The organism is sulfur-oxidizing endosymbiont of Gigantopelta aegis (genome assembly GCF_016097415.1).
GTDB lineage: Bacteria > Pseudomonadota > Gammaproteobacteria > GRL18 > GRL18 > GRL18.
The window spans coordinates 3,246,571-3,268,081 of the sequence record NZ_JAEHGE010000001.1; the positions used below are offsets into that span (position 1 = coordinate 3,246,571).

Genomic DNA, 21,511 nt, shown 5'->3' on the forward strand with positions numbered 1-21,511 from the left:
GCGACTTTTTTTACGCTTCACTTAACGGATAACATTATTATCAGCAAACAAACACCGGCCCAATTTGCTAAAGCACTACTCAAATGGTTTGACCAACACGGCAGAAAAGATCTCCCCTGGCAGAAAAATAAAACCCCCTATCGCGTCTGGATTTCTGAAATCATGCTGCAACAAACGCAGGTCAAAACCGTCATTCCTTACTACCAGCGATTTATGCACAATTTTCCTGATCTCGATGCGCTGGCAAAAGCCCCTCATGACGATGTACTGCATCTCTGGACAGGACTGGGCTATTACGCCCGTGCTCGCAACTTGCATAAAACAGCTCAAATCATTGCCCAAGAACATGCCAGCCAATTTCCCGATGACAGAGAAGCATTACAAGCCTTGCCCGGCATCGGGCGTTCCACAGCCGGTGCGATTTTATCCTTCGCCAAAGGTCAGCACCATGCTATTCTTGATGGCAATGTGAAACGAGTCCTATGCCGCTATTACCGCATACAAGGCTGGAGTGGCCACTCAAAAACACAACAAGCACTTTGGACATTATCTGAAAACATCACCCCTAAGAAACGCTGTGATGACTTCAATCAGGCCATGATGGATTTGGGTTCAAGTTTATGCAGTCGTAGCAAGCCCCAGTGCTCACTATGCCCCTTACAAAAAGGCTGTGAATCATTTCAGCATCAGCAACAGAACTTATACCCACAAGCTAAGCCAAAGAAAACAATGCCAGTTAAAAGTGCTTATTTGCTCATGCTACTTACCCCAGAAGGTGAAGTGCTACTGGAAAAACGTCCTGAACACGGTATTTGGGGCAGTTTATGGTCCTTTCCACAATGTGAAAAGCATGATGATATTCAAGTCTGGTTGGATAAATATCATTTTAAGACGATTAACGATATTGTCATACAAACAGAATTTCGCCACACATTTAGTCACTACCACCTGCAAACAAGTCCTGTTTCCATTACCATAGCCCCCCCTTCAAGCGTGATGGATGATCAACATTTCATCTGGTTCAACCCTCAAAAACCATTGAAATTAGGTATGCCCACCCCCATTACAAAGCTTATATCACAATTGAATAGCAGTACTAACAAGTAAAGAGCATTTAAAGAACAACTAAAAGAACGATAAAAAGGTAAGAATATGTCACGAATGGTAAACTGTGTAAAATTAGGAAAAGAAGCCGAAGGCCTCGAACGATTAACTTATCCTGGTGAGCTGGGCAAACGAATTTTTGAAAATATTTCCAAAGAAGCATGGGCGGGATGGGTAAAACACCAAACCATGTTGCTCAATGAATATCGCCTATCCCCCATTGATCCTGAACACCGAAAATTCTTAGAAAAAGAAATGGACAAATTTCTCTTCAGTGATGAAGAGCCAGCAAAACCAGACGACTATAAGCCTCAGTAGTAGCCCTTTCTGAGCCACTAACTCGCGATATAATGATTTTTTCTCATGCCTGAGTAAAAATCATTATTATTCAAATACTTTCCTTATTCCTTACAGCAAAAAAATTCCCATAGAAAATTCTTTTTAGTCTATACTTTATGTTTATCTCTTTAACAGCCCTTCATTAGAGACCCTATATGTGGAATAGAAAATTACGCTTTGTCGCATTATTAACAAGCTTGCTACTCGTTGGATTTTTATCAACCAGTTATATCAGTTACTTTGTCGCACACGAATCAGTTATCAACCAAATTGAAAAAACTACCTTACCACTCACTAGCGATAATATTTACTCTGAGATACAACGCGATCTATTACGCCCCATCTTTATTTCATCAATCATGGCACAAGATACCTTTGTACGAGACTGGATTATAAACGGTGAACAAGATGAAAAGGCTATCATTCGATTTTTAAAAGAAATTCAGATTCAATATGGCACTATCACCAGCTTTTTTGTGTCTGAGAAAACACGTAAATATTACCATTCCAGCGGCGTTTTAAAAGTTGTCAGTAAAATAAACCAACAAGATAGCTGGTACTTTCGCGTACAAAACATGCATCAGGATTATGAAATTAACGTTGATGTTGATACCGCAAAAAAACAAGCTTATACCATCTTTATTAATCATCGTGTTTATGACTACAATGGTGTTTATCTTGGCGCTATTGGCGTAGGCTTGGCTGTTGAAGCGGTTAAAAGTCTAATTGAAGACTACAAAAATCGCTATGGGCGACAAATATATTTTATTGATACCCAAGGCAACCTCACTTTACGAGGAACCTCTCATCACGGCACAGAAAACATACGCCAGGAACAGGGTTTATCAATATTTGCCAACGAAATTCTTAGCTCAGCCAATAGCTCGTTCAATTATGAAAAGGAGGGTAAAAAAACCTACTTAAATAGCCGCTTTGTACCCGAATTTGATTGGTATCTTATTGTTGAACAGCAACAAGATGAGGATGAAATGCGTATTCAAAACACCCTCATCATCAACCTGCTGGTCAGCGCAGTTATTTCACTCATTATTATCTTCCTAGTCTACTTGCTCATCAGCCGCTACCAACACAAATTGGAAACTATGGCAGCAACCGACAAATTGACAGGCGCCGCTAATCGTCAAATCTTTGAAATGCTTTTTTCACAAGCGCGCACTCAGGCCAAACGTCGCGATAGCCACCTATCAATGATAATGCTTGATATCGACTATTTTAAACAAGTCAACGACACTTATGGCCATCCCACCGGTGACGTAGTGTTAAAAAAACTAACCCATATTATCAAAGAAAACATACGTGAATCCGATATATTATTTCGCTGGGGAGGTGAAGAATTTCTTATTATTTTACCTGAATGCGATCAACAAAAAGCCGTTTATATTGCTGAAAAAATTCGTAGTTCGGTGGAAAATGAAAGCATAAAATTTGCCGGAAAATCCTTATCCATTACAATAAGCCTTGGCGTAGCAAGTCTTTTAGCAAATGATCATGCCGATGAATTAGTGTCACGTTCAGATAAAGCACTCTATAAAGCTAAAGAGAATGGACGCAATAGAGTTGAGATGGGCATAGTATAGCCCCCTCTATAAAGAGTTGTTAATTCATCTCAATGTTATATACTGCCAATAAGGTATTGACTTACTAACTCCAGATAGTCACTGTCAATTTTGGTTTTTTATTCCCCATGATTTAAACACATAGGTTTAATCATATATGGCTCGCAAGTTACTCCAACTCTTATTAATTATTCTTATTGCATCCAGTGCATTATCTTTTACCAGTTTTAATTTCATAGTTTCTGCTATTGAGAAACATGAGCTAGCAAATGAAAAACTCTTGCTCAATGACATCCGTGCGCAAATTAACCTTTCTTTTAACCTGCTTGATAAACTACTCCTTCAGAAAAAAAATAATTATTTAGAACTACATCAATTTGCCCAAGAATTTCTGCAAAAAAACAAAACACCTGCCGATTTTGTCGAACTACAAACAATCTTAAAAGAAAAATCCGGCTTCCCAATTGAGTTATATATTATCAATGCTGATTTTAAAATCATAAAAACATCATTTCCCCCCGACCTAGGCTTGGATTTTGGTGCAGCACCTTTTAAAAATATAGCCCATTATTTAAAAAAAATCAGACGAACCAAACAAATCATGGTCGGGCAACCCAATATAGAATTCATTAGTAAAAAAGTGAAAATTTATTCTATGTCGGTGCTTGATGACAATCACTATCTGGAACTCGCCTTTATCGATCCGGATATCAATGAATATTTTAAAAAATTAATTGACTATACTTCTCACAGAGACGGCGTACAAATCTCCCTATTTGTTGAATTTTGGAATAACATGCTCATACCCATGACCTTTATTCCCGAAAAAAACAGTAATAAAAAAATTGCACTTTTTCAAGAATTGGAGTCAAAGACTAAAAGTGATCAACAGGCCTTTAATAAAATCATCAGCGAAAAAGTCCCCTATCAAGTTCAAACAATCGCGCCTCAAGGGCACAAAATAAATAGCTATTATCTCCAACTAGCCGGTTTTTCAAGTCCTTACATTAAGAAATATTCCTCAAAATACCTTGCCAAGGTTGTTTTTGATCAACACAAGATTTTACTCATTAAAGAACAATTTAAACTCTTCCTGATATTGTCATTAGGACTGACCATATCTGCAATCATCATTTTTGCACTTTATATTCGCAACTGGCTGATAACGCCAATTAATCTAGTACTCAGTGCCATCCAAAAAAAATTACCCGTTGACATAAAAAAACCATTGGCCGATTCTCATGAAATAAAAGAAATCGCTCTCACCTATAATGAAACGCTTGAACACCTCAAGCAAACCATGAATAAATTAGAGCAACGTTCAAGCAAAGATCCTATGACTGGACTTGATAATAGAAGAAAGTTTACTGAATCATTTAAGCTGGAAGTTCAACGAGCAAAACGTCATCAAACCCATCTCGCATTAGCAATGATTGACCTTGATGGCTTCAAAAAATACAATGATTTTTATGGTCACCAAAAAGGCGATCAACTATTAATCGAATTTGCTCAACAAATGCAACAACGTTTTCTACGACCATCGGATCACCTATGCCGAATGGGTGGCGATGAATTCAGCATATTACTCGTTGCTATAGAGCCAACTCACATAATCTCAACCTTTAATGAGTTTCAAGAAACATGGAATACTCACTACCGTGACAATATCATAAACGTTCAAGATGATTCTCAGATTGTAGTGACCGCTTCTATTGGCATTTATACTTTTAGCAGCCAGAATTCACCTGATTGGGAAACGGCTTATCAACAGGCTGATATAGCCCTGTATCGAGCTAAAGACAAGGGGCGGAACCTTATTGAACTCATAGAAGATGCTCCATTGCTTGTCTCAGAATGAACATTAAACTTTCACATTATTACTACACTAACTTAGGTCATACCACTCAGCACACCATCTTACAGTCCAACTCAATATTTCTGTCCACATTCGGCAAAACCTAACAAACACAAACAATATTGGCAATTAATTCTCTATACACATGAAATTTAACAAGTTTTTATTATTTTTAAAAAAAATATTACCCTTTGAATAAATATTACATCAATAAGTCAAAAATATTTCATTTTTTGCTTGACAGAAACGGGCAAAAACGACAGAATACACGCCGTTGATTAAGCAAATAATCACGCCATTGAAAAGCAAGCCATTTTCTTCTCAATATCAGTAATAACTGCAACACACGCAACAATTAATTAGTAGCATCGTTGCCCGGATAGCTCAGTCGGTAGAGCAAGGGACTGAAAATCCCTGTGTCCCTGGTTCGATTCCAGGTCCGGGCACCATTTCCACTTTTTCCACCTGATTTTTCATTCTATATCCCAAAATCTCTTCAAAATAAATAATTTTTTAAAAATGTCCTGTTCGGTCAAGTTTTTGTCCTGTATAGACAAGTAATATTCTCCTTAAGCTTATACAATATATCCTATAACAAATTACTAAAAAAATTTACAACTCACTATAGGGATGATTTTTTATGAGCAAAAGTATTATTCAGGGAGTCACTCCTGAAGAAAAGGAATTCAGTGACAATAATATTACCTGGCATAAGGGTGTATTATTGGGAATTGAAAAAAATACCAGTTGGAAATACGTTACTAATCTTGGCATAAACTTTAAATATTGTAGGGAGCAAAGTAACACGGCTGAAGATTTTATCGAGCAAGCAAGAATTAATCATGCTATTGATGTACAGAAAAAAGTTCAAAAAACAAAACCTTCCAACAATTCTAATGCTAGCAATGACATTAACAGCAATAAAATTTCAAGCATACATAAAATAAAAAAAAGTGCTACACCTCAACAGCAGTTTACAAGTTGTAGTCATTGTTCACATCATATCAGTCAGACATTAAATAAATGTATGATGTGTATACATTTTAGTCTAGTTGATAATTTTACTCCAAGAAAAACAAGTTATTCAGCATAATACACCAAGCCTGACCCTTTCAATTTTTGGTAATCCAATAGATTTCCACTGTTCAATCTAGGGTACGCCCTAGATTAGCATCGGGTACGCTCCGGTTACATCCTTGCATCAACTCCCCTAGTATATTCTTGGCGTTATTAGCGATGTCTAATAACCATTCATAAAAAAAACAGAACATAGGGAGTTAAGTATGTTTTTTACAAGACAACGAAGGTTATCTCAAGCCGTATTTGCCATGCTTGCAGGTACAGCACTGACCTTATCGGCATCCGCCTTTGCTGATGATAAACACGATAATGACAACGATGACGATGATAAAAATGAACGTAAAGTCTATATCATGCATTCCGGTGATTTACATGGTGACACCGAATCTCACCCAAATGCCAGAGCAGATGCCACGGGTAGACTTGAAGGTGGACTCGCGCGTGCTGCGACTGTTATTAAGAAATTAAAGAAAAAACATAAGGGTAAAATAATCTGGGGGCACACAGGCGATACCATTCAAGGTAGCGCAGTTGCCACCTACACTCAGGGCAAAGCATTGGTTGATGTCTGGGATGCGCTAGCCCCTGATGTGTTTGCAGCAGGTAACTGGGAGTTTGTCTACGGTCTGTATCGTTATCAACAACTATTTGGCAGTGATGGCGATATTCGCCCTATTACTGAAGCTGAATATGGCCAGATGTTTATGAAACCATACGATCCTAGTGGCAATATCTATCAGGGCTTTAACCCTGAACACGCCATTAAGGCTGATCAGAATGGAGAAAAGCGTCGCTGGCGTTCAATTTCTGCTAATGCCTATTATAATGGTTTGAATGTTGGTCCTGGTGTGAATGGTAAAACAGCCGGTGAACATTTTACTGATCCTTATTATATTAAGGAAGTAAACGGTATTAAAATTGGTTTCATTGGCTGTACGACCAATCGTGGCCCTCAAGTTGTTAGCTCTAATGTCACAGCCGGTCTGTCATTCTCGAACTGTATGGGTGGTGTCAAATTCCCACAAAACAAAGCCATTGGCTGGGCGGATGATCACCCCAATCGAAATGCAGCTAAAGAAAAGAGTGTACAAAATCCTTTGGGTAAGGAAATGCCACAATGGGGCTCTACCGTTGGCTTCCACACCGTACCTGAAATCATAAAATTCACAGAAATTTTACGTGCTGATAAGGGGATAGATACGCAATACATTAACTCTGCTACCGGTACGCCTTGGCAAGGTGAAGGTGTTGACTTAGTTGTGGTTATGTCTGAAGCGGGCATTCCTGAAAATCTATGGAATGCTGAACATGCAACAATGCCTGAAGGTGTTCGTTTCCCAGAGATTATTCTCTCCTCTGACACGCATGAGCGTACCCGTTACCCTGTTGTTGCCACCAATATCGACGGCAATAAAACAGTCATCATCGAAGAAGGTGAAGATGGTATGCAAGTGGGTTTACTCGAGCTTGAATTTGAAGGTGGTGAGCTAAAAGAATGGGAATGGAAGCGTTATGATATTGATGATAGCATCCGTCCTGACAGTGAAATTGCTGACTTAGTCAAAGATGCTCGCGCACCCTTTGTTAGTGTTGCAGGCGGTGGTGACTGGGTTCCAGGTGATGAATTCCTGAATCCTTTCAATGGTTATACACTGACTGTGCCCATTGATTATCAAATGGCAAGTACAGAAGTTGTTCTGGAACGTAATCGTTTCTCTTATGAGCATGATCCTGCAAACTTAAAAATGCCTGCTGATATTGAAGGGACTTTACATGATGTCTATGCTGATGCTTTCCGCGCTCTAACCGATGCCGACGTAGGTGAGATACGTGGTTTCCGCTACAACAATACTATTATGCCTGGTCCTATTACTGTGAAAGATGTTTATCATAGTTTGACTATTGGTGCGATGATTGCTCGAGGCAATATTCCTGCTTCACCTGAAGCAGAAGCTGCCGCTGGTACTTGTATCTCGGATAAAACCGATCCTAACTATAAAAACCACACCAAGAATGATTGTCATTTCCTTGGCTGGCCCCGTAGCTTAGTGCAAACCCTGGAACTTTCGGGCAATGGCACACAGCAGGCTAGAATCCCTGGATGGAGTGGTGGTTGGTTCTTCAATTATTCAGGTGTGAACTTTGATCTGGATGTGTTTAAACCAAACTTTGATAAGTATGGTTCAAAACTACGTTCACGTACTTCCAATGTACGCTTGGTGGATGCAGAGACCGGTTTAGACAAGGGTGGAAACTTACCCAGTCATATTGATATTGCTGCTTACTATTTTGATGGTGACTTCAATCGCATTAACCGTAATCAGATTGTGTCTAAGCTAACTTGTAAGAAAGCCGGCTATCCTGGTGTGACTCGTGCTTGTGCCGATGAGAAAATGTTAATTCTGGTTAAAGTGGGCAAGGCTTATGGCGCTCAAATGGCCTGGGTTAACTCTACTCAATTCAGCCAGCGTGAAACTGCAAGCATTGATGGTTATGACATCTTTCCTCTGGATGTCGTTGAAGCCTTTGGTCGCTATGTCAACGAGGCAGACATCAATATCCTTGACCTGCGTAGTGGCACGGCAGAAACCGTTACCGTTTCAGGTTTAGGTGGTGCTGTAACTGTCGCGAACCTATCGCCTACCTTCCCACGTATCAATCTATTAGAGCAGTTGCCTGATGGTCGTGATGAATTTGGTTTCAGTGTCATTCAACCAATGCGTGGTGCGACTTTAACACCGGCCAATCGTGTTGATGCACCTGACGATGAAGGTGATTTTTAATCTCACATCAATAATAATTATGCGTTAATCTTTAGCCCGCTCTTTGAGTGGGCTTTTTTATAGGACATAAACATTTTTTATGTTTTAATGAATTTTCTCATTTAAACAATAATAATCCTAAAAAAATCAGTTGAACCTACTGCGACCGCCTTATGCACTGAATCTTAAGGATAATAAATAACTTATGAAGAATATAAAATTTAATAAAAAATATTTGCTTATCACTGGTAGTTTTATAATTATCACAGGTCTTAATGGCTGCTCCAAAAACACCGATAATCAGCCCCAGCAAACAATCCAAACCGAACAAGTCGATAGTCAGAAAGACTACTTTGGTGAAGCCAACCGCATCCAAAAATTTTCTGCCGACAAAAAATATCAAGCGGCTCTTTATACCAATGCTTTTCCTCTCAAAACAGGTGTCATTCATAGTTGGATATTACAAGTCACTACACCCGATGGACAAGCTGTAGAAGCAAAGAAGATTTATGTGCATGGCGGTATGCCTATGCACCAACATGGATTTCCAACCACCCCTAGGACCCAGTATTTGGGCAATGGCCTGTATGTATTTTCAAGAGCCTTCCCTTGCACAGTTTCAGTTGCGAATGGAAGAAGAGCTTCATAAAAATAATTTACGAACCCTCTTTGGTGTTGAGAATATACCTCAAAACAGTCAACTGCGAAAGATACTTGATGCTGTGCCCAGTGAAGGGTTCGCCCCCATTTTTAAAGATTTGTTTGAACGTCTGAGACGGCACAAACATTTAGAAGATTATGCTATTTTTCCCAATATATTACTGTGCGTAATTGATGGCACCCAGTATCACAGTTCAAAAGACATTCATTGTGAACAATGCCTGCATAAAGAACATAAAAGCGGTGAAATCACTTACAGTCATGCCGTATTACAAGGTGCCATCATGCACCCAGATAAAAAACAAGTGTTACCAGTCATGCCTGAAGCCATCCAAAATAAAGATGGTACAGAGAAACAAGACTGTGAGATCAATGCCAGCAAACGCTTCATTGCTCAATTGAAAAAAGACCACCCTCGCCAAGGCTTTGTTATCTGTGGTGATGGACTGATGTCACACCAACCGATGATTGAAACCATTAAAGATAATAAAATGCATTATCTTCTGGTGACCAAACCAGGTGATCATAAATATCTTTTCGAATGGCTCAATGACTTTACTGAATTGTCCTCATTTGAAACCATCGATGAGAAAGGTCGTACCCATCAGTATCGTTGGAAAAATGCAGTTCCATTACATGGTGAAGCTGATGCCGTCACCGTTAACTTCCTTGAGTATCATCTCATCAATTCAGAAGGAAAGATCACCTATCGTAATAGCTGGGTGACTGACTTTCAAGTCAGTGAGCACAATATTATCCAACTGGTTCAGGCTGGGCGTTGTAGATGGAAGATTGAGAATGAGTGTTTTAACACGCTGAAAAATCAGGGCTATTCTATAGAACATAATTATGGTCATGGTAAACAACATCTCAGCTATAACATGTACCTACTTACCTTGCTGGCCTTTTACTTTCATCAAATATTTGAGCTGACCGATGGGGCTTATCAGGCCTGTCGAACTAAAGCAGGTTCTAAGCGGTATTTGTGGGAAATGTTCAGAGGGACTATTCAGTTTCTTGTCATGGATTCATGGGAGGAAATGATGGATTTGTATTTAAATCCAGATGACTACGAGGTAACGAAAACGAAAAAATCTTAAACCCAACTATTAGGCGACAATTAACTTGTCCGGTCGGCGACAACTAGCTTGGCCGGTTTGATACACTCCAGACACATTAATCGAGAAGGATTTTATGTCTGGAAAATCAATTACCCAAGAACAGGTCAAGTTATACATGTCACATCGAAAACAACCGAATCACACTCAAGCTTCATCAGCAGCCAAAGCAGGATTTTCAGAAAGATCAGCGCGACGCATTGATACAGGTAAGCACCCCGGCGGCACCACACAGCCCAGACAGTACAAAACTCGAAAAGATCCCTTAAATGGTGCTTTTGAACAACATTTAGTGCCCTTACTTGAGATTGAGCCCAAACTACAGCCCATTACCTTATTAGAAGCACTGGAAGAGCTAGAACCCGGTCAATTTGACAACACTCACCTAAGAACACTGCAACGCCGAGTCAAACGCTGGCGTGCTCAGGAAGGACCGGAGCAAGAAGTTATTTTTCAACAAAAACACATTGCCGGTGATATGGGTATTTCAGATTACACCTGGGCTAATGAGCTTAAAATCACGATTGACGGAGAAGAGTTTAAACACAAACTTTATCACTACCGATTGGTTTATAGTGGCTGGACTTATGTTCAAGTTGTCTTAGGTGGAGAGAGCTTTGAATCTCTTTCTTCAGGCTTACAAAATGCGCTATGGCAATCAGGCGGTGTCCCTGTAAGCCACCGAACCGATAGCCTAAGTGCTGCATTTAACAATCATTATGAACAAGAAAAGCTGACCGAGCGTTATGAAAAATTATGTCAATACTATGGTATAAAAGCCACTCGAAACAATAAAGGCATTGCCCATGAAAATGGAGCCATTGAATCCCCTAATGGTCATTTAAAACGCCGAATCGAACAAAAGCTACTCCTTCGTGGCAGTCGAGATTTTACCGCCTTATTGGATTATGAAGCCTTTATTGATGACATCGTTCGCCAAATAAACATACGCTGTAAAACACGATTTAATGAAGAAAAAGCACACTTAAAACCGCTTCCCAGCCGCCGCACCAATGGCTTTAGTGAGCTCTATGTTAAAGTCACCACAAGGAGTACCATTTCAGTTAAACGAGTCACTTATACCGTACCCTCCCGATTGATTGGTACCACGTTATTGATCCATATTTATGATCAACATTTAGATTGTTTCTATGGTCATGAATTGACCTTAAGTTTAAAGCGTATTTATGCACACCGCCATATCCGTTCGCGTTCAATCAATTATAAACATATCATTCACTCGTTAGCCAAAAAGCCCAATGCCTTTAAATCATCGGCTTACCGAGATGATATTGTCCCAGAAGGTGATTTCACCCTGATTTGGGAAAATCTCAAACAAACGGGCATTCATGATGATGATTGCCGTTATATGGTGAGCTTGCTGTCCATTGCCGATGCCTATGATTGTGAAGCAGCGCTGGGTCGTTTTGTCTTAGCCTCGTTAGAAGCCGGCAGTCGAGTTTCCATCAAAGCGTGCCGTGACTTTTTTGCGCCCATGTCGGTTGATAGACCTCAGTACACCAGTCAGCAACATGACTTATCGACCTACAATGTATTACTGGGGAATTAATATGGCCAATGCACAAAGTTTACCGTTTTTACTCAAAGAATTACGTTTAACGACCATGGTCAAACAATGGCAGCAGGTTTCACAAAAAGCCATTGAATTAGATTGGGAGCCTGAATTATTTTTAGCCCATTTATGTGAATTAGAAACCAGTTACCGGCATGACAATAAATTAAAGCGCTTATTAAGAGAAAGCAAACTACCCATTGGTAAACAGTTATCACAGTATGACTTTAATGAAATAACCGGTGTGACAGCCCAACAGCTCAAACAAAAAATTACTCAGTTAGACTGGCTCAGGCAAGGACATAATCTGCTTTTATTTGGTGCCAGTGGTCTGGGGAAAACGCATTTAGCCGCCGCTATTGGTTACGCACTCATCGAGCAATCAGTGCGGGTTAAATTCATGAGCAGCACTTCATTGGTGCAAATGCTTCAAAAGGCAAAAGAAGCGTTATCTCTGGAATTTGAACTGAAAAAGCTGGATAAATATGAGTTACTTATTTGATGATATTGGCTATGTCAAAAAAACCAATAGTGAAAGCCAGGTACTATTTGAATTAATTGCGCACCGATATGAACGCAATAGCTTGCTCATTACCTCAAACCAGGCTTTCAGTGAATGGGATAGTATCTTCACTGACAATATGATGACAGTGGCTGCCATTGACCGACTCATTCATCATGCGTCTATTTATCAAATTGAAGGCGACAGTTATCGTAGAAAACAAGCGATGAAAGGCTTAGATTAATGGCTAACTCATTGATCGCTGAACATTTTAAAAGCAAGATAAAAAGCATAGAGCGGGCGAAAAGCCAAAAAGCTCAAAGTGGCCTCGTGCAAGAGCAAAAGCCGCACATCGGTCGCTTTTCGCCCTAGAGCCAGATCAAGAGCAGCGACTAAAGAAAAATCAAGTTAAAAAGAAGAGCAGACAATTAAAGGAGAATAATCGATTGTAAAAAACTCACTATGAATAAAATAAATTAGAAACCGGCCAAGCTAATAATTCGCCAACCGGACAAGGTAGTTGACGCCAGATACCCAACCGTTTGAAGGAATGCACTTGAGTGTGTAGCTCGACCCGTGCCTGCCATTTAGTGGTGCAAACGTGAGCCACTCAAAGAAAGTGCCATAAATTTTTACTTGATTACCCATAAAGCTCCGCCATTTTTAGGAGCTTTCCATTCATAGGTGGCGTTTTCATCGCCACGCATAAAAACCTTGGCATCATGTCTTTTAAGTTAAAGCGTCTATTAAACCGATAACAAAATTCAGCAAGATACCGAGGTAAATGTTTTGAGTTAATGGAATGATAGCTTCCCTTCATAGAGTTTTTAATATTACCTATCATAGTGTTAACCCAGATAAACTCAATTTTATCAACACTTGCCGCACCACCACCCGTGACGATTGGAACATGCTTACAGTCAGCTTCTTTAACCGCAGGAAAACAATTTAACCCATCTGAGTAAACAGTACTTCCAGGTGTTAAATGAGTTTGTGCCCATCGTTTTATTTCACTGGATTTAAACCCTTTAAGCACATTTAAATTCATTGCAATCGGGTGTCCATCTTCATTAGTAGAAACGGCTGCAACGAACGGTGTTTTATTTTCTGAACCACGACCTCTGGAGCCGCCTCTGTGCTCACCACCCCAGTAGGCATCATCAATTTGAATGATGCCTGATAAAGGTTTACTGTCATCACGTTCTTTCATAACCTGCATGATCTTTTGTTTCATACTCCAGGCTGTATTGTAGCTTACCTTAAGCTGTCTCTTTAATTCTAATGCTGAAACCGCTGTCTTCAATTGAGTCATAAGATGAATCGCTAAAAACCACTTAGATAAAGGCAGTTTGGTACTATCAAATATTGTCCCACAGGTTGCTGATGTCTGATGATGACAATGGTGGCACTGATAAAGATGGCGATGTTCTAGAGTGCAATAAGTCTTATTGCCACACTCTGGGCAAACAAATCCATCAGGAAATTTCCATTTAAATAAGGCTTGTCGGCACTGTTTGTCAGTGCCATAATCATTAAAAAGCTCAAATAAACTATAACCTTCTTGAAACTGAATTTTATTTTTTGACATCATTCTACTCCACACATAATCTATACTTTAATTATAGTATAATTATAGTATAATTATCGAAATATGGCGGAGCTTTGTGGGTAATCAAGAATTTTTAAAAAGCATGAACTTGGCTAATTGATGAGGTTTAAGTGGGTTCACCGATTTTTGCTGAAGTAGTAACTTAAAACTTGCACAGTAACATCACTAATGTTATCGTGCAATTACCTTGTTATTAACAATTATTAGGATAATGACTAATTTAATTGAAACACTTAAAGTCTACGTTAATGAAGTACTAGGAGAAATAACAGAAGTACATCAATGGCCTGAGGCTTCAGACATGCCTTTTTATCTACAGGAGTTATATGAGTTTTATCATATTCATATCCTTAATAGGCCTTGTTTACTTATGGTTTCATTGAATTCTAATGATGAATCTCCTGCCATAGTGAAAAAGCATTGGAATGCTGTAGCCAAAAAATACGCTGGCGATATCATTTACATCGTTGGGACAATCACTTCTTTTAACCGTAAACGTCTGATTGAACAGAATGTGCCTTTTATTGTGCCAGGCAATCAACTCTATTTGCCTACTATGGGTTTAGATTTACGAGAATATTTTAAATCTGCAAAAGAATCCGCTCTAAAACCTTTAAGTTCAGTCTCTCAAATACTCCTACTTCGATATATTCTGGGATATTATAAAACCTCACTTCCTGGCAAAGAATTAGCAGAAAATTTAGGCTACAGTCGGATGACATTAACTCGGGCAATTAAAGAGCTTGAAGAGAAGGGATTAGCCAGCTCTATAATAAAAGGTAGAGAAAAGCACCTACTCTTTCCTTTAGAGGCAACAAAATTATGGTCAATAGCTCAACCTTATTTTAACAACCCTGTTAAAAAGACTATTTGGATCACTCAACCTGATAGCACATTCCCTGCTCTTATATCTGGTGAAAGTGCATTGGCCAACTTGACCATGATTGCAGAGCCCCATAATTCAGTTCTGGCGCTTTTTGTTAATGAATGGACTGGTCTCAAAAAATTATTGAAACTGAATGAATGCGATAAAGGTGAGCCGCACTGCACTAAACTGGAACTATGGCGTTATAACCCACACCTTTTAACAGAAGATCATATTATTGATCCGTTGTCACTTTGGCTAAGTCTCAAATTAACACCTGTAAGTATAAATGACGAACGCATAGATCAGGCATTAGAAGAACTCATAGAAAAATTTTGGAGTAATAAATTATGATAAGAGGTCTGGATTATTTTCGAGAATATTTTAATGAATTCCAGGAAAGTTATGTTTTGATTGGTGGCGTGGCCTGCTATCTTGCTTTAGAAGAGGCTGGTATTGATTTTCGTGCCACCAAAGATCTTGATATTGTTTTATGTGCAGAAGCCATGGATGTGGCTTTTGTAAGAAAATTTTGGGAATTTGTAAGAGAAGGCTCTTATGAACATCAGGAAAAAAGTACTGGGGATAAACAATTTTATCGATTTAGCAATCCTGAAAATAAAGAATTCCCTTTTATGTTAGAACTTTTCTCACGAAAACCAGATCAATTAAAATATGAGGGCAATGGACATCTAACCCCGATTCCAATGGATGAAAATGTATCCAGCTTGTCAGCCATTCTGCTCAATGACGATTATTATCAATGCATCCATGAAGGAAAAGTGATCATTGATAGCATATCAATACTTGGGCCAAGTTTCATTTTACCGTTCAAAGCTCGAGCCTGGCTTGATTTGACTGCCAGGAAAAAAGCAGGTGAACGCATAGACTCAAAAAATATAAAAAAACATCGCAATGATATTTTTCGAATATTTCCATTATTGTCACCAGGCCAAACCATTAATATTGCTGAATCTATAAAATCAGATTTACGTCAATTTCTTGATGCAATGGAGCAAGAAAAAGGGATTAATTTGAAAGATTTTAATATCAAGAATTTATCTTTGTCTGAGATTATATCTAACATCCAGTCTATTTATGGGTTAGAAGAAAAATGACAATGTAGCATAGTTCTATCTATATTTTGAACAATTTTCCCATTCAAACAAGTACGAACACAAATCATTGAACAGCCAATATCAGTCCGATGAAGTCAAAAAAACGTATAAAAAAGTCTCCTGATGATCAATGCTGTTACAGCAATATTCTAATTGCTTGACAGTCGATTTTTTGCTATAATATTACGATAAATTATTAGGAAAAAGCACTTCTAAGTTATTGTTCCGTATAGGGCTTTATTGGGTCTTTTAGGAAAAACAATTGTAACTTCTCAATAAGTCTGTGCATTTAAACAGCACAAACTTTACCTTTCAGCAACTCAGGCAGATATGGGATCAAATTTCTCTTGCTGATCCGGTCATTAATAAAATCCCAGAATGAAATTCCTTGTTTCAAACAAGTTTTCTTTAAACTGATGTGTCAACACTTTTCCGGACAGTTTTCTAAATATTTTTTTGGCTGTTTCAAGTGATTTTTGTCATTTTGTATTTCCTATCATTTTAGTTTCTCATGTTAACTTTAAACAGATGAAGAGAAAGGGCTTTGCCCTCTGGAACGATAGAGCCGTTCCATTCACCCAAGGTATTTTCACAACGGTAATGATCCTGTTACAATATCTTCACGGCACAGGCTGAGGAGCCGATGGCCGTCAACGGTAATGGGCGGCATTTATGTCGCCCGATTATAAAATACCTCAATATATTCAAATATTGCCTGCTTTGCTTCTACTCTGGTTTTGAATCGACAATGGTGCGTCAATTCAGTTTTCAAACTATGAAAGAAGCTCTCTGATACAGCATTGTCCCAGCAATTTCCTTTGCGGCTCATAGACTGAATTATGTTATGATCCGACAATATTTTTCTATGACTATCAGAGGCATATTGGCTACCTCGGTCAGTATGCCAAAGCAATCCATCCATTGGTTTACGCTTCCATATGGCCATCAGTAAAGCATCATTGACTAGCTTGGCTTTCATTCGCTCATCCATCGACCAGCCAACAATTTGCCTAGAGAATAAGTCAATGACAACCGCTAAATATAACCAGCCTTCCTTGGTGGCAATATAGGTAATATCACCCACATAGTAGCGATCAGGTTGAGAGACAGTAAACTCTCTTTCCAGTAAATTTGGAGATATACGCTTATTATGCTTGGAATTAGTCGTCGCTTTAAAGCGTCTCTTCGTTTTACAAAACAAACCGGCTTTTTTCATTAATCGACCAATTCTCCGGCGGCTTATATGAACGCCTTTTTCAGCCAGTTTTCTTTTTAAGACGACGGGTTCCATAAGTCTTGCGACTGTCTTCAAACAGTTTTTTAGCTGCTCAGTAAGCGCTTCATTTTCTTTCTCTCTATCCGTTTTAGGAGAGCTAACCCAATCATAATAGCAACTACGGGAAACATCCATAAAACGGCACAGAATCGTTACCGGGTAATCTTTAGCCTGATCAGTTATCCATGCGTACTTCACAAAGTTTCCCTTGCAAAGTACGCTGTGGCCTTTTTAATAAATCACGCTCCTGAATCACTTTTGCCAATTCTTTTTTCAGACGTTTTACTTCATCATAAATGTGTTCATCACTTCTATTGGCTACCGTCTTCACCGGTTTGGAATATTTACTGATCCAGGTATGTAGAGTATTTACATTAACACCTAGCTCCCTGGCAGTCTGAGAAACGGGTTGATCCGTCTCATTAGCTAATTTGACAGCTGATTCTTTAAATTCTGATGTATAGCTTTTATTCGGTTTTTTTGTTTGATCATTCATTTTAGGTCACACTTTTTATCTTTTAGTTATTTTAAGTTGTGTGTCCGGTTAAGTATAGCCACATTAAACTGACAAAGGTATCTCTGCAAAGTTGCCCATCCTTTGAGCGTGTACTACCACTAATTTTACGCTTAATAACATATTCTCGAATATCATTTTCACTCAAATTATTATGAAGAGGAATATCAGGCCGTTCCAATACCAGCAGTAATTCTGTTTTATTTCTTGCCAATCGTTTCAGTGCCTGATTCAACGTTTCAAAGCTTGTTTTAGTCCGGCACAATTCATCAAAATGTTCAGCAATCGCTGACTTCAACGGATCATCTGGCTCAAGTTTATATTGTTTGAGATCATAAAATAGTTCCCAAATCTGAGTATGTACCCAGTTCAGTTCTTTATCATGTCGCTCATTGAGTGGTAGTATCCGCTGAAACACTCTGTCTGCATGTATCCAACATAATGCGTGCAACAAAATATCAAATTGTCCTGCATCATCACTCACAATCACCAAATCACTTGGAAAGCCACTGTTAATTAATGCCCCCAGTAAAGCGCCTTCTGTGGCAATGCGAACATGCCGTTGTGTTATGATACTATTGTTCTGCAGATAGTATTTCCAGGCTTCTTCATTATCAAAGCAAGTCTGATGACTTTGTTCAATAACGCTCAATGGCTTGTGAGGTAATTTTTCTGCTCTCATATAATCAAGTGCTGCATCGTTGAGCGTATAATCAACAGCAGCACCTCGTAACAATTGTAGAAAATTAATCCGGCTCTTATATCGAGTACTTGAAAACCAGGCAAAGGTTTCATTGCCAACGTGAGTACAATAACCATTCTTTCCATCATGACGACTACCCGTATCATCAACATGGATATAAGTACTATTGTTGATACCGGCAGTTAGCAATGTATTTTTTTCAGTATGAAAATGGTCTTTGTCATGGATTAAAATCTCATTGATCTGACCCGTTGAAATATCAAAACCTAATTCTGTTAATTGTTGTATTATCAATGGCTGAGTCACTCTCTGGTGATAATATTGATAAACGATATAACTCTGTAATGTATGGCCAAAATGTCCTATATGTGTATCAAAGCTCAATTTTCCTATACAGGTATCACCATCGGGTGTTTTATAGCGAGCCAATCGATAACGAGTATTGAAAGGCTTAATCAGCAGCTCCTGAACAAAATAATCCTGATACCCTAAAAAACGTGAATGTTCTGGCAGGTTATCTGGTTTGATAACGGTGGTTTTATGAATAGCCAATTTCTTCTTTCGTTTACGACTTTTACTAGTCCCATTTCCTGAGTTGTTTTTCTTGCTTCCTGAATGACCTGTCGGATTATCATTGTCATCATCCTTTGGCAATTTACTGGCTCTTATTTTAGGCTTTGGAGGTGCTTTTTAAGCTTAGCAACTTCTGTTTTAAGGGCATCGATTTCAACCTGTTGGTTTTGAATGATTTCCTGTTGTTGCTCCATGAAAGCAAGGAGTAATCGGACTACCGGTGTCTTTTCTTCTTCAGGTATCTCTGGAATTGGAGGTAATTTTTTCACTATAATCAATACAGGTTGTTTTCAATAAAACAATTGTATCATGGCTTTTTAAGGCTCTTTAGTTTGCCCTGTGTTGATCAAACTCCCTCTCAGTTAAGATAATATTCAAAAATATTCTATTTCGATCTGAGACAGATCGACAGGATCATTTATAGGGATAAATTACATGGGGCAGTGAAAATGCAATTTTTGTCCTCTAAAATGCTGTCAAGACTTTTTTTGTTTTTATTTCAAGTTTTGCACAGACTTATTGAGAAGTTACAAAAAGACTAGTTATTCTAAGCACTCCCACACGAACGAAATAGAAAACGAAGTCACTGATCAAAGTCTCTATTTAAACCGCCGGGCATTTATTGAAAAAAGTAGCCGTACCATCGGCGCCTATTCTCTCGGTGCAATGACTCTTGGCAGTAGCAGCTCTCTTCTATTAGCCAATTCCTCACTTGCCTGTGAAAACCTTGGTCAACTAAATAAGAGTCAACTAGATAAGGGGCAACTACATAATATAACTCAGGATAAAAGTAATAGCCTGAGTGAGATAACCCGTTACAATAATTATTATGAATTCTCCACCAATAAAGAGGCGGTGATTCATTTAGCCAAGGTATTAACCACCGAACCTTGGACTTTAACCATTGAAGGTGAAGTTGAAAAACCAATAATCCTTGATATTGATAAAATTTTATCCTCCATGCCCATTGAAGAGCGTATTTATCGTTTACGTTGTGTCGAAGGCTGGTCTATGGTCATCCCCTGGTCTGGTTTTTCTTTATGCCATTTATTAAAATTAGCACTACCGACATCAAAGGCCAAATACGTTGAGTTTGTCAGCCTATTACGCCCTGAAGAAATGATTGGTCAGCGTATTGACTCTCTGGATTGGCCCTATCGTGAAGCACTGCGTATAGATGAAGCAATGCATCCACTCACCTTAATTGCCACCGGCTTATATGGACAGGATTTACCCAAGCAGAATGGTGCGCCCTTACGTTTAGTGGTGCCTTGGAAATATGCTTTTAAGAGCATTAAGGCCATTACTCATATTCGTTTACTAGAAGAGCAACCTATTAGTAGCTGGAGTAAAGCGGCTTCATCCGAGTATGGTTTTTATGCCAATGTTAACCCCAAAGTCGCCCACCCGCGCTGGACACAGCGCCGTGAAAACCGCATTGGGGAAATAAAAAAACGCCGTACCCAAATGTTTAACGGCTATGCTGAACAGGTAGCCCATCTCTATAAAGGGATGAATCTTGAAAAAAATTATTGATTTGGCTCCCAAAAAAAAGCATCGGACAGCATTTTCCATCTCGCTCTTTCTAAAAAATAATTTTCGTTCAACCTGGTGGTTCGCCGTTCTTATTTCCCTATTACCACTTGCCAGCCTAAGCTATTCTTTTGCTATTGATCAATTAGGCATCAATCCCTTAGAAACCCTCACTCATAGCACCGGGAAATGGTCTCTCATTTTTCTGATTCTAACCTTATTAATTACACCTTTACGTAGAATAGTCGCTTGGTTAAGCCGTAAAGTCCATGCATCTTATGGCAAGCGTATGGCTGACTGGAATTGGATTATTCGTCTAAGACGCATGTTAGGTCTCTATTGTTTTTTTTATGCAGTCTTGCATCTGCTGATTTATTTACACTATGATTTAGGCTGGGAATGGCAATATTTATGGGAAGATATTGAAGAAAAAAATTATCTCTTGATTGGCCTGATTACTTTTACCCTACTGACATTATTAGCCATCACTTCGCTCAATAAAATCATTCGCTGGATGGGCAAATATTGGCGTCGATTACACCAACTTATCTATCTCATTAGCATTTTAGTTTTGGTGCACTTCTGGATGCTAGTTAAGGTCGGCGTTTATTCTCCCTTGCCTTATAGCATCATGATTGCTTTATTATTGATCTATCGTGTGATTGCTCATTTTGGGCTGTTGTTTAATAAGCCTAAAGATCAGGGTGAAATACTCATTGAGCGTTAGTCATTTCACCCCGAAACGGGCGC

At 38.9% G+C, this 21,511-nt stretch carries 18 protein-coding genes, 1 tRNA gene and 1 pseudogene; 15 read left to right on the forward strand and 5 right to left on the reverse strand.

Annotated features, from left to right (window positions below; translation table 11 throughout):
- Positions 1–39 precede the first annotated feature (39 nt).
- From mutY to istB, 11 genes and pseudogenes are all read left to right on the forward strand, one after another.
- Complete coding sequence (gene mutY / locus JEU79_RS16580; protein ID WP_198266051.1) at positions 40–1,107, forward strand: A/G-specific adenine glycosylase; 1,068 nt, start codon at positions 40–42, stop codon at positions 1,105–1,107.
- A gap of 45 nt (positions 1,108–1,152) precedes the next feature.
- Complete coding sequence (locus tag JEU79_RS16585; RefSeq protein ID WP_198264993.1) at positions 1,153–1,422, forward strand: oxidative damage protection protein; 270 nt, start codon at positions 1,153–1,155, stop codon at positions 1,420–1,422.
- 176 nt (positions 1,423–1,598) lie between these two features.
- Positions 1,599–3,041, forward strand: coding sequence for a sensor domain-containing diguanylate cyclase (locus JEU79_RS16590; protein WP_198264994.1), 1,443 nt, complete (start codon positions 1,599–1,601; stop codon positions 3,039–3,041).
- 136 nt (positions 3,042–3,177) lie between these two features.
- Positions 3,178–4,878 (forward strand): GGDEF domain-containing protein, encoded by a 1,701-nt coding sequence (locus tag JEU79_RS16595; RefSeq protein WP_198264995.1) that lies wholly within the window; start codon positions 3,178–3,180, stop codon positions 4,876–4,878.
- 370 nt (positions 4,879–5,248) lie between these two features.
- Positions 5,249–5,324: transfer RNA gene (locus tag JEU79_RS16600), tRNA-Phe, on the forward strand.
- Between the two features lie 191 nt (positions 5,325–5,515).
- Positions 5,516–5,968 (forward strand): hypothetical protein, encoded by a 453-nt coding sequence (locus JEU79_RS16605; RefSeq protein WP_198264996.1) that lies wholly within the window; start codon positions 5,516–5,518, stop codon positions 5,966–5,968.
- A gap of 190 nt (positions 5,969–6,158) precedes the next feature.
- On the forward strand, positions 6,159–8,738 hold the full coding sequence (locus JEU79_RS16610) for a bifunctional UDP-sugar hydrolase/5'-nucleotidase (RefSeq protein ID WP_198264997.1): 2,580 nt from the start codon (positions 6,159–6,161) through the stop codon (positions 8,736–8,738).
- 184 nt (positions 8,739–8,922) lie between these two features.
- Positions 8,923–9,366 (forward strand): hypothetical protein, encoded by a 444-nt coding sequence (locus JEU79_RS16615; RefSeq protein ID WP_198264998.1) that lies wholly within the window; start codon positions 8,923–8,925, stop codon positions 9,364–9,366.
- The gene (locus JEU79_RS16620) at positions 9,296–10,477 is read left to right on the forward strand and encodes a transposase (protein WP_214660608.1); all 1,182 of its coding nucleotides are present in this window, start codon (positions 9,296–9,298) and stop codon (positions 10,475–10,477) included. Before JEU79_RS16615 ends, JEU79_RS16620 begins: the two co-directional genes overlap by 71 nt.
- A gap of 94 nt (positions 10,478–10,571) precedes the next feature.
- Complete coding sequence (gene istA, locus JEU79_RS16625; RefSeq protein ID WP_198263001.1) at positions 10,572–12,065, forward strand: IS21 family transposase; 1,494 nt, start codon at positions 10,572–10,574, stop codon at positions 12,063–12,065.
- Positions 12,066–12,120: 55 nt separating this feature from the next.
- Positions 12,121–12,814, forward strand: a pseudogene (gene istB / locus JEU79_RS16630) (IS21-like element helper ATPase IstB).
- 396 nt (positions 12,815–13,210) lie between these two features.
- On the opposite strand, the gene JEU79_RS16635 reads toward istB, so the two are convergent.
- Positions 13,211–14,158: an IS1595 family transposase gene (locus tag JEU79_RS16635; protein WP_198262526.1), complete on the reverse strand. Its 948-nt coding sequence runs from the start codon at positions 14,156–14,158 to the stop codon at positions 13,211–13,213.
- A 232-nt stretch (positions 14,159–14,390) separates the two neighbouring features.
- Between JEU79_RS16635 and JEU79_RS16640 the strand changes: the two genes are divergently transcribed.
- The gene (locus JEU79_RS16640; protein ID WP_198265000.1) at positions 14,391–15,398 is read left to right on the forward strand and encodes an HTH domain-containing protein; all 1,008 of its coding nucleotides are present in this window, start codon (positions 14,391–14,393) and stop codon (positions 15,396–15,398) included.
- A 56-nt stretch (positions 15,399–15,454) separates the two neighbouring features.
- The gene (locus JEU79_RS16645) at positions 15,455–16,162 is read left to right on the forward strand and encodes a hypothetical protein (protein WP_246540344.1); all 708 of its coding nucleotides are present in this window, start codon (positions 15,455–15,457) and stop codon (positions 16,160–16,162) included.
- Between the two features lie 670 nt (positions 16,163–16,832).
- Here the strand turns inward: JEU79_RS16645 and JEU79_RS16650 are convergent.
- Genes JEU79_RS16650 through JEU79_RS16665 form a run of 4 tightly spaced genes read right to left on the reverse strand, consistent with a single transcriptional unit; the run spans position 16,833 to position 19,497 of the window.
- On the reverse strand, positions 16,833–17,636 hold the full coding sequence (locus JEU79_RS16650) for an IS3 family transposase (RefSeq protein ID WP_198265002.1): 804 nt from the start codon (positions 17,634–17,636) through the stop codon (positions 16,833–16,835).
- Complete coding sequence (locus JEU79_RS16655; protein ID WP_198263033.1) at positions 17,614–17,934, reverse strand: transposase; 321 nt, start codon at positions 17,932–17,934, stop codon at positions 17,614–17,616. Before JEU79_RS16655 ends, JEU79_RS16650 begins: the two co-directional genes overlap by 23 nt.
- 31 nt (positions 17,935–17,965) lie before the next feature.
- Positions 17,966–19,309 (reverse strand): IS66 family transposase, encoded by a 1,344-nt coding sequence (locus JEU79_RS16660; RefSeq protein ID WP_198265003.1) that lies wholly within the window; start codon positions 19,307–19,309, stop codon positions 17,966–17,968.
- 11 nt (positions 19,310–19,320) lie between these two features.
- Positions 19,321–19,497 (reverse strand): hypothetical protein, encoded by a 177-nt coding sequence (locus JEU79_RS16665; protein ID WP_198265004.1) that lies wholly within the window; start codon positions 19,495–19,497, stop codon positions 19,321–19,323.
- Between the two features lie 250 nt (positions 19,498–19,747).
- Here JEU79_RS16665 and msrP point away from each other — a divergent pair, with 250 nt between their 5' ends.
- Together msrP and JEU79_RS16675 are read left to right on the forward strand one after the other, a co-directional pair.
- The gene (gene msrP, locus JEU79_RS16670; RefSeq protein WP_246540346.1) at positions 19,748–20,764 is read left to right on the forward strand and encodes a protein-methionine-sulfoxide reductase catalytic subunit MsrP; all 1,017 of its coding nucleotides are present in this window, start codon (positions 19,748–19,750) and stop codon (positions 20,762–20,764) included.
- Positions 20,748–21,488: a protein-methionine-sulfoxide reductase heme-binding subunit MsrQ gene (locus tag JEU79_RS16675; RefSeq protein WP_198265005.1), complete on the forward strand. Its 741-nt coding sequence runs from the start codon at positions 20,748–20,750 to the stop codon at positions 21,486–21,488. The genes msrP and JEU79_RS16675 overlap by 17 nt, the downstream gene beginning before the upstream one ends.
- Positions 21,489–21,511: the final 23 nt, after the last annotated feature.

Bases quoted from the DNA above. Each gene is read 5' to 3' on its own strand.
- JEU79_RS16590 (WP_198264994.1), top strand. From the start codon at position 1,599: ATGTGGAATAGAAAATTACGCTTTGTCGCATTATTAACAAGCTTGCTA.
- JEU79_RS16615 (WP_198264998.1), top strand. From the start codon at position 8,923: ATGAAGAATATAAAATTTAATAAAAAATATTTGCTTATCACTGGTAGT.
- istA (WP_198263001.1), top strand. From the start codon at position 10,572: ATGTCTGGAAAATCAATTACCCAAGAACAGGTCAAGTTATACATGTCA.
- JEU79_RS16640 (WP_198265000.1), top strand. From the start codon at position 14,391: ATGACTAATTTAATTGAAACACTTAAAGTCTACGTTAATGAAGTACTA.
- JEU79_RS16610 (WP_198264997.1), top strand. From the start codon at position 6,159: ATGTTTTTTACAAGACAACGAAGGTTATCTCAAGCCGTATTTGCCATG.
- JEU79_RS16635 (WP_198262526.1), bottom strand. From the start codon at position 14,158: ATGTCAAAAAATAAAATTCAGTTTCAAGAAGGTTATAGTTTATTTGAG.
- JEU79_RS16620 (WP_214660608.1), top strand. From the start codon at position 9,296: ATGGCCTGTATGTATTTTCAAGAGCCTTCCCTTGCACAGTTTCAGTTG.
- JEU79_RS16655 (WP_198263033.1), bottom strand. From the start codon at position 17,934: ATGAATGATCAAACAAAAAAACCGAATAAAAGCTATACATCAGAATTT.
- JEU79_RS16585 (WP_198264993.1), top strand. From the start codon at position 1,153: ATGTCACGAATGGTAAACTGTGTAAAATTAGGAAAAGAAGCCGAAGGC.
- JEU79_RS16595 (WP_198264995.1), top strand. From the start codon at position 3,178: ATGGCTCGCAAGTTACTCCAACTCTTATTAATTATTCTTATTGCATCC.
- JEU79_RS16605 (WP_198264996.1), top strand. From the start codon at position 5,516: ATGAGCAAAAGTATTATTCAGGGAGTCACTCCTGAAGAAAAGGAATTC.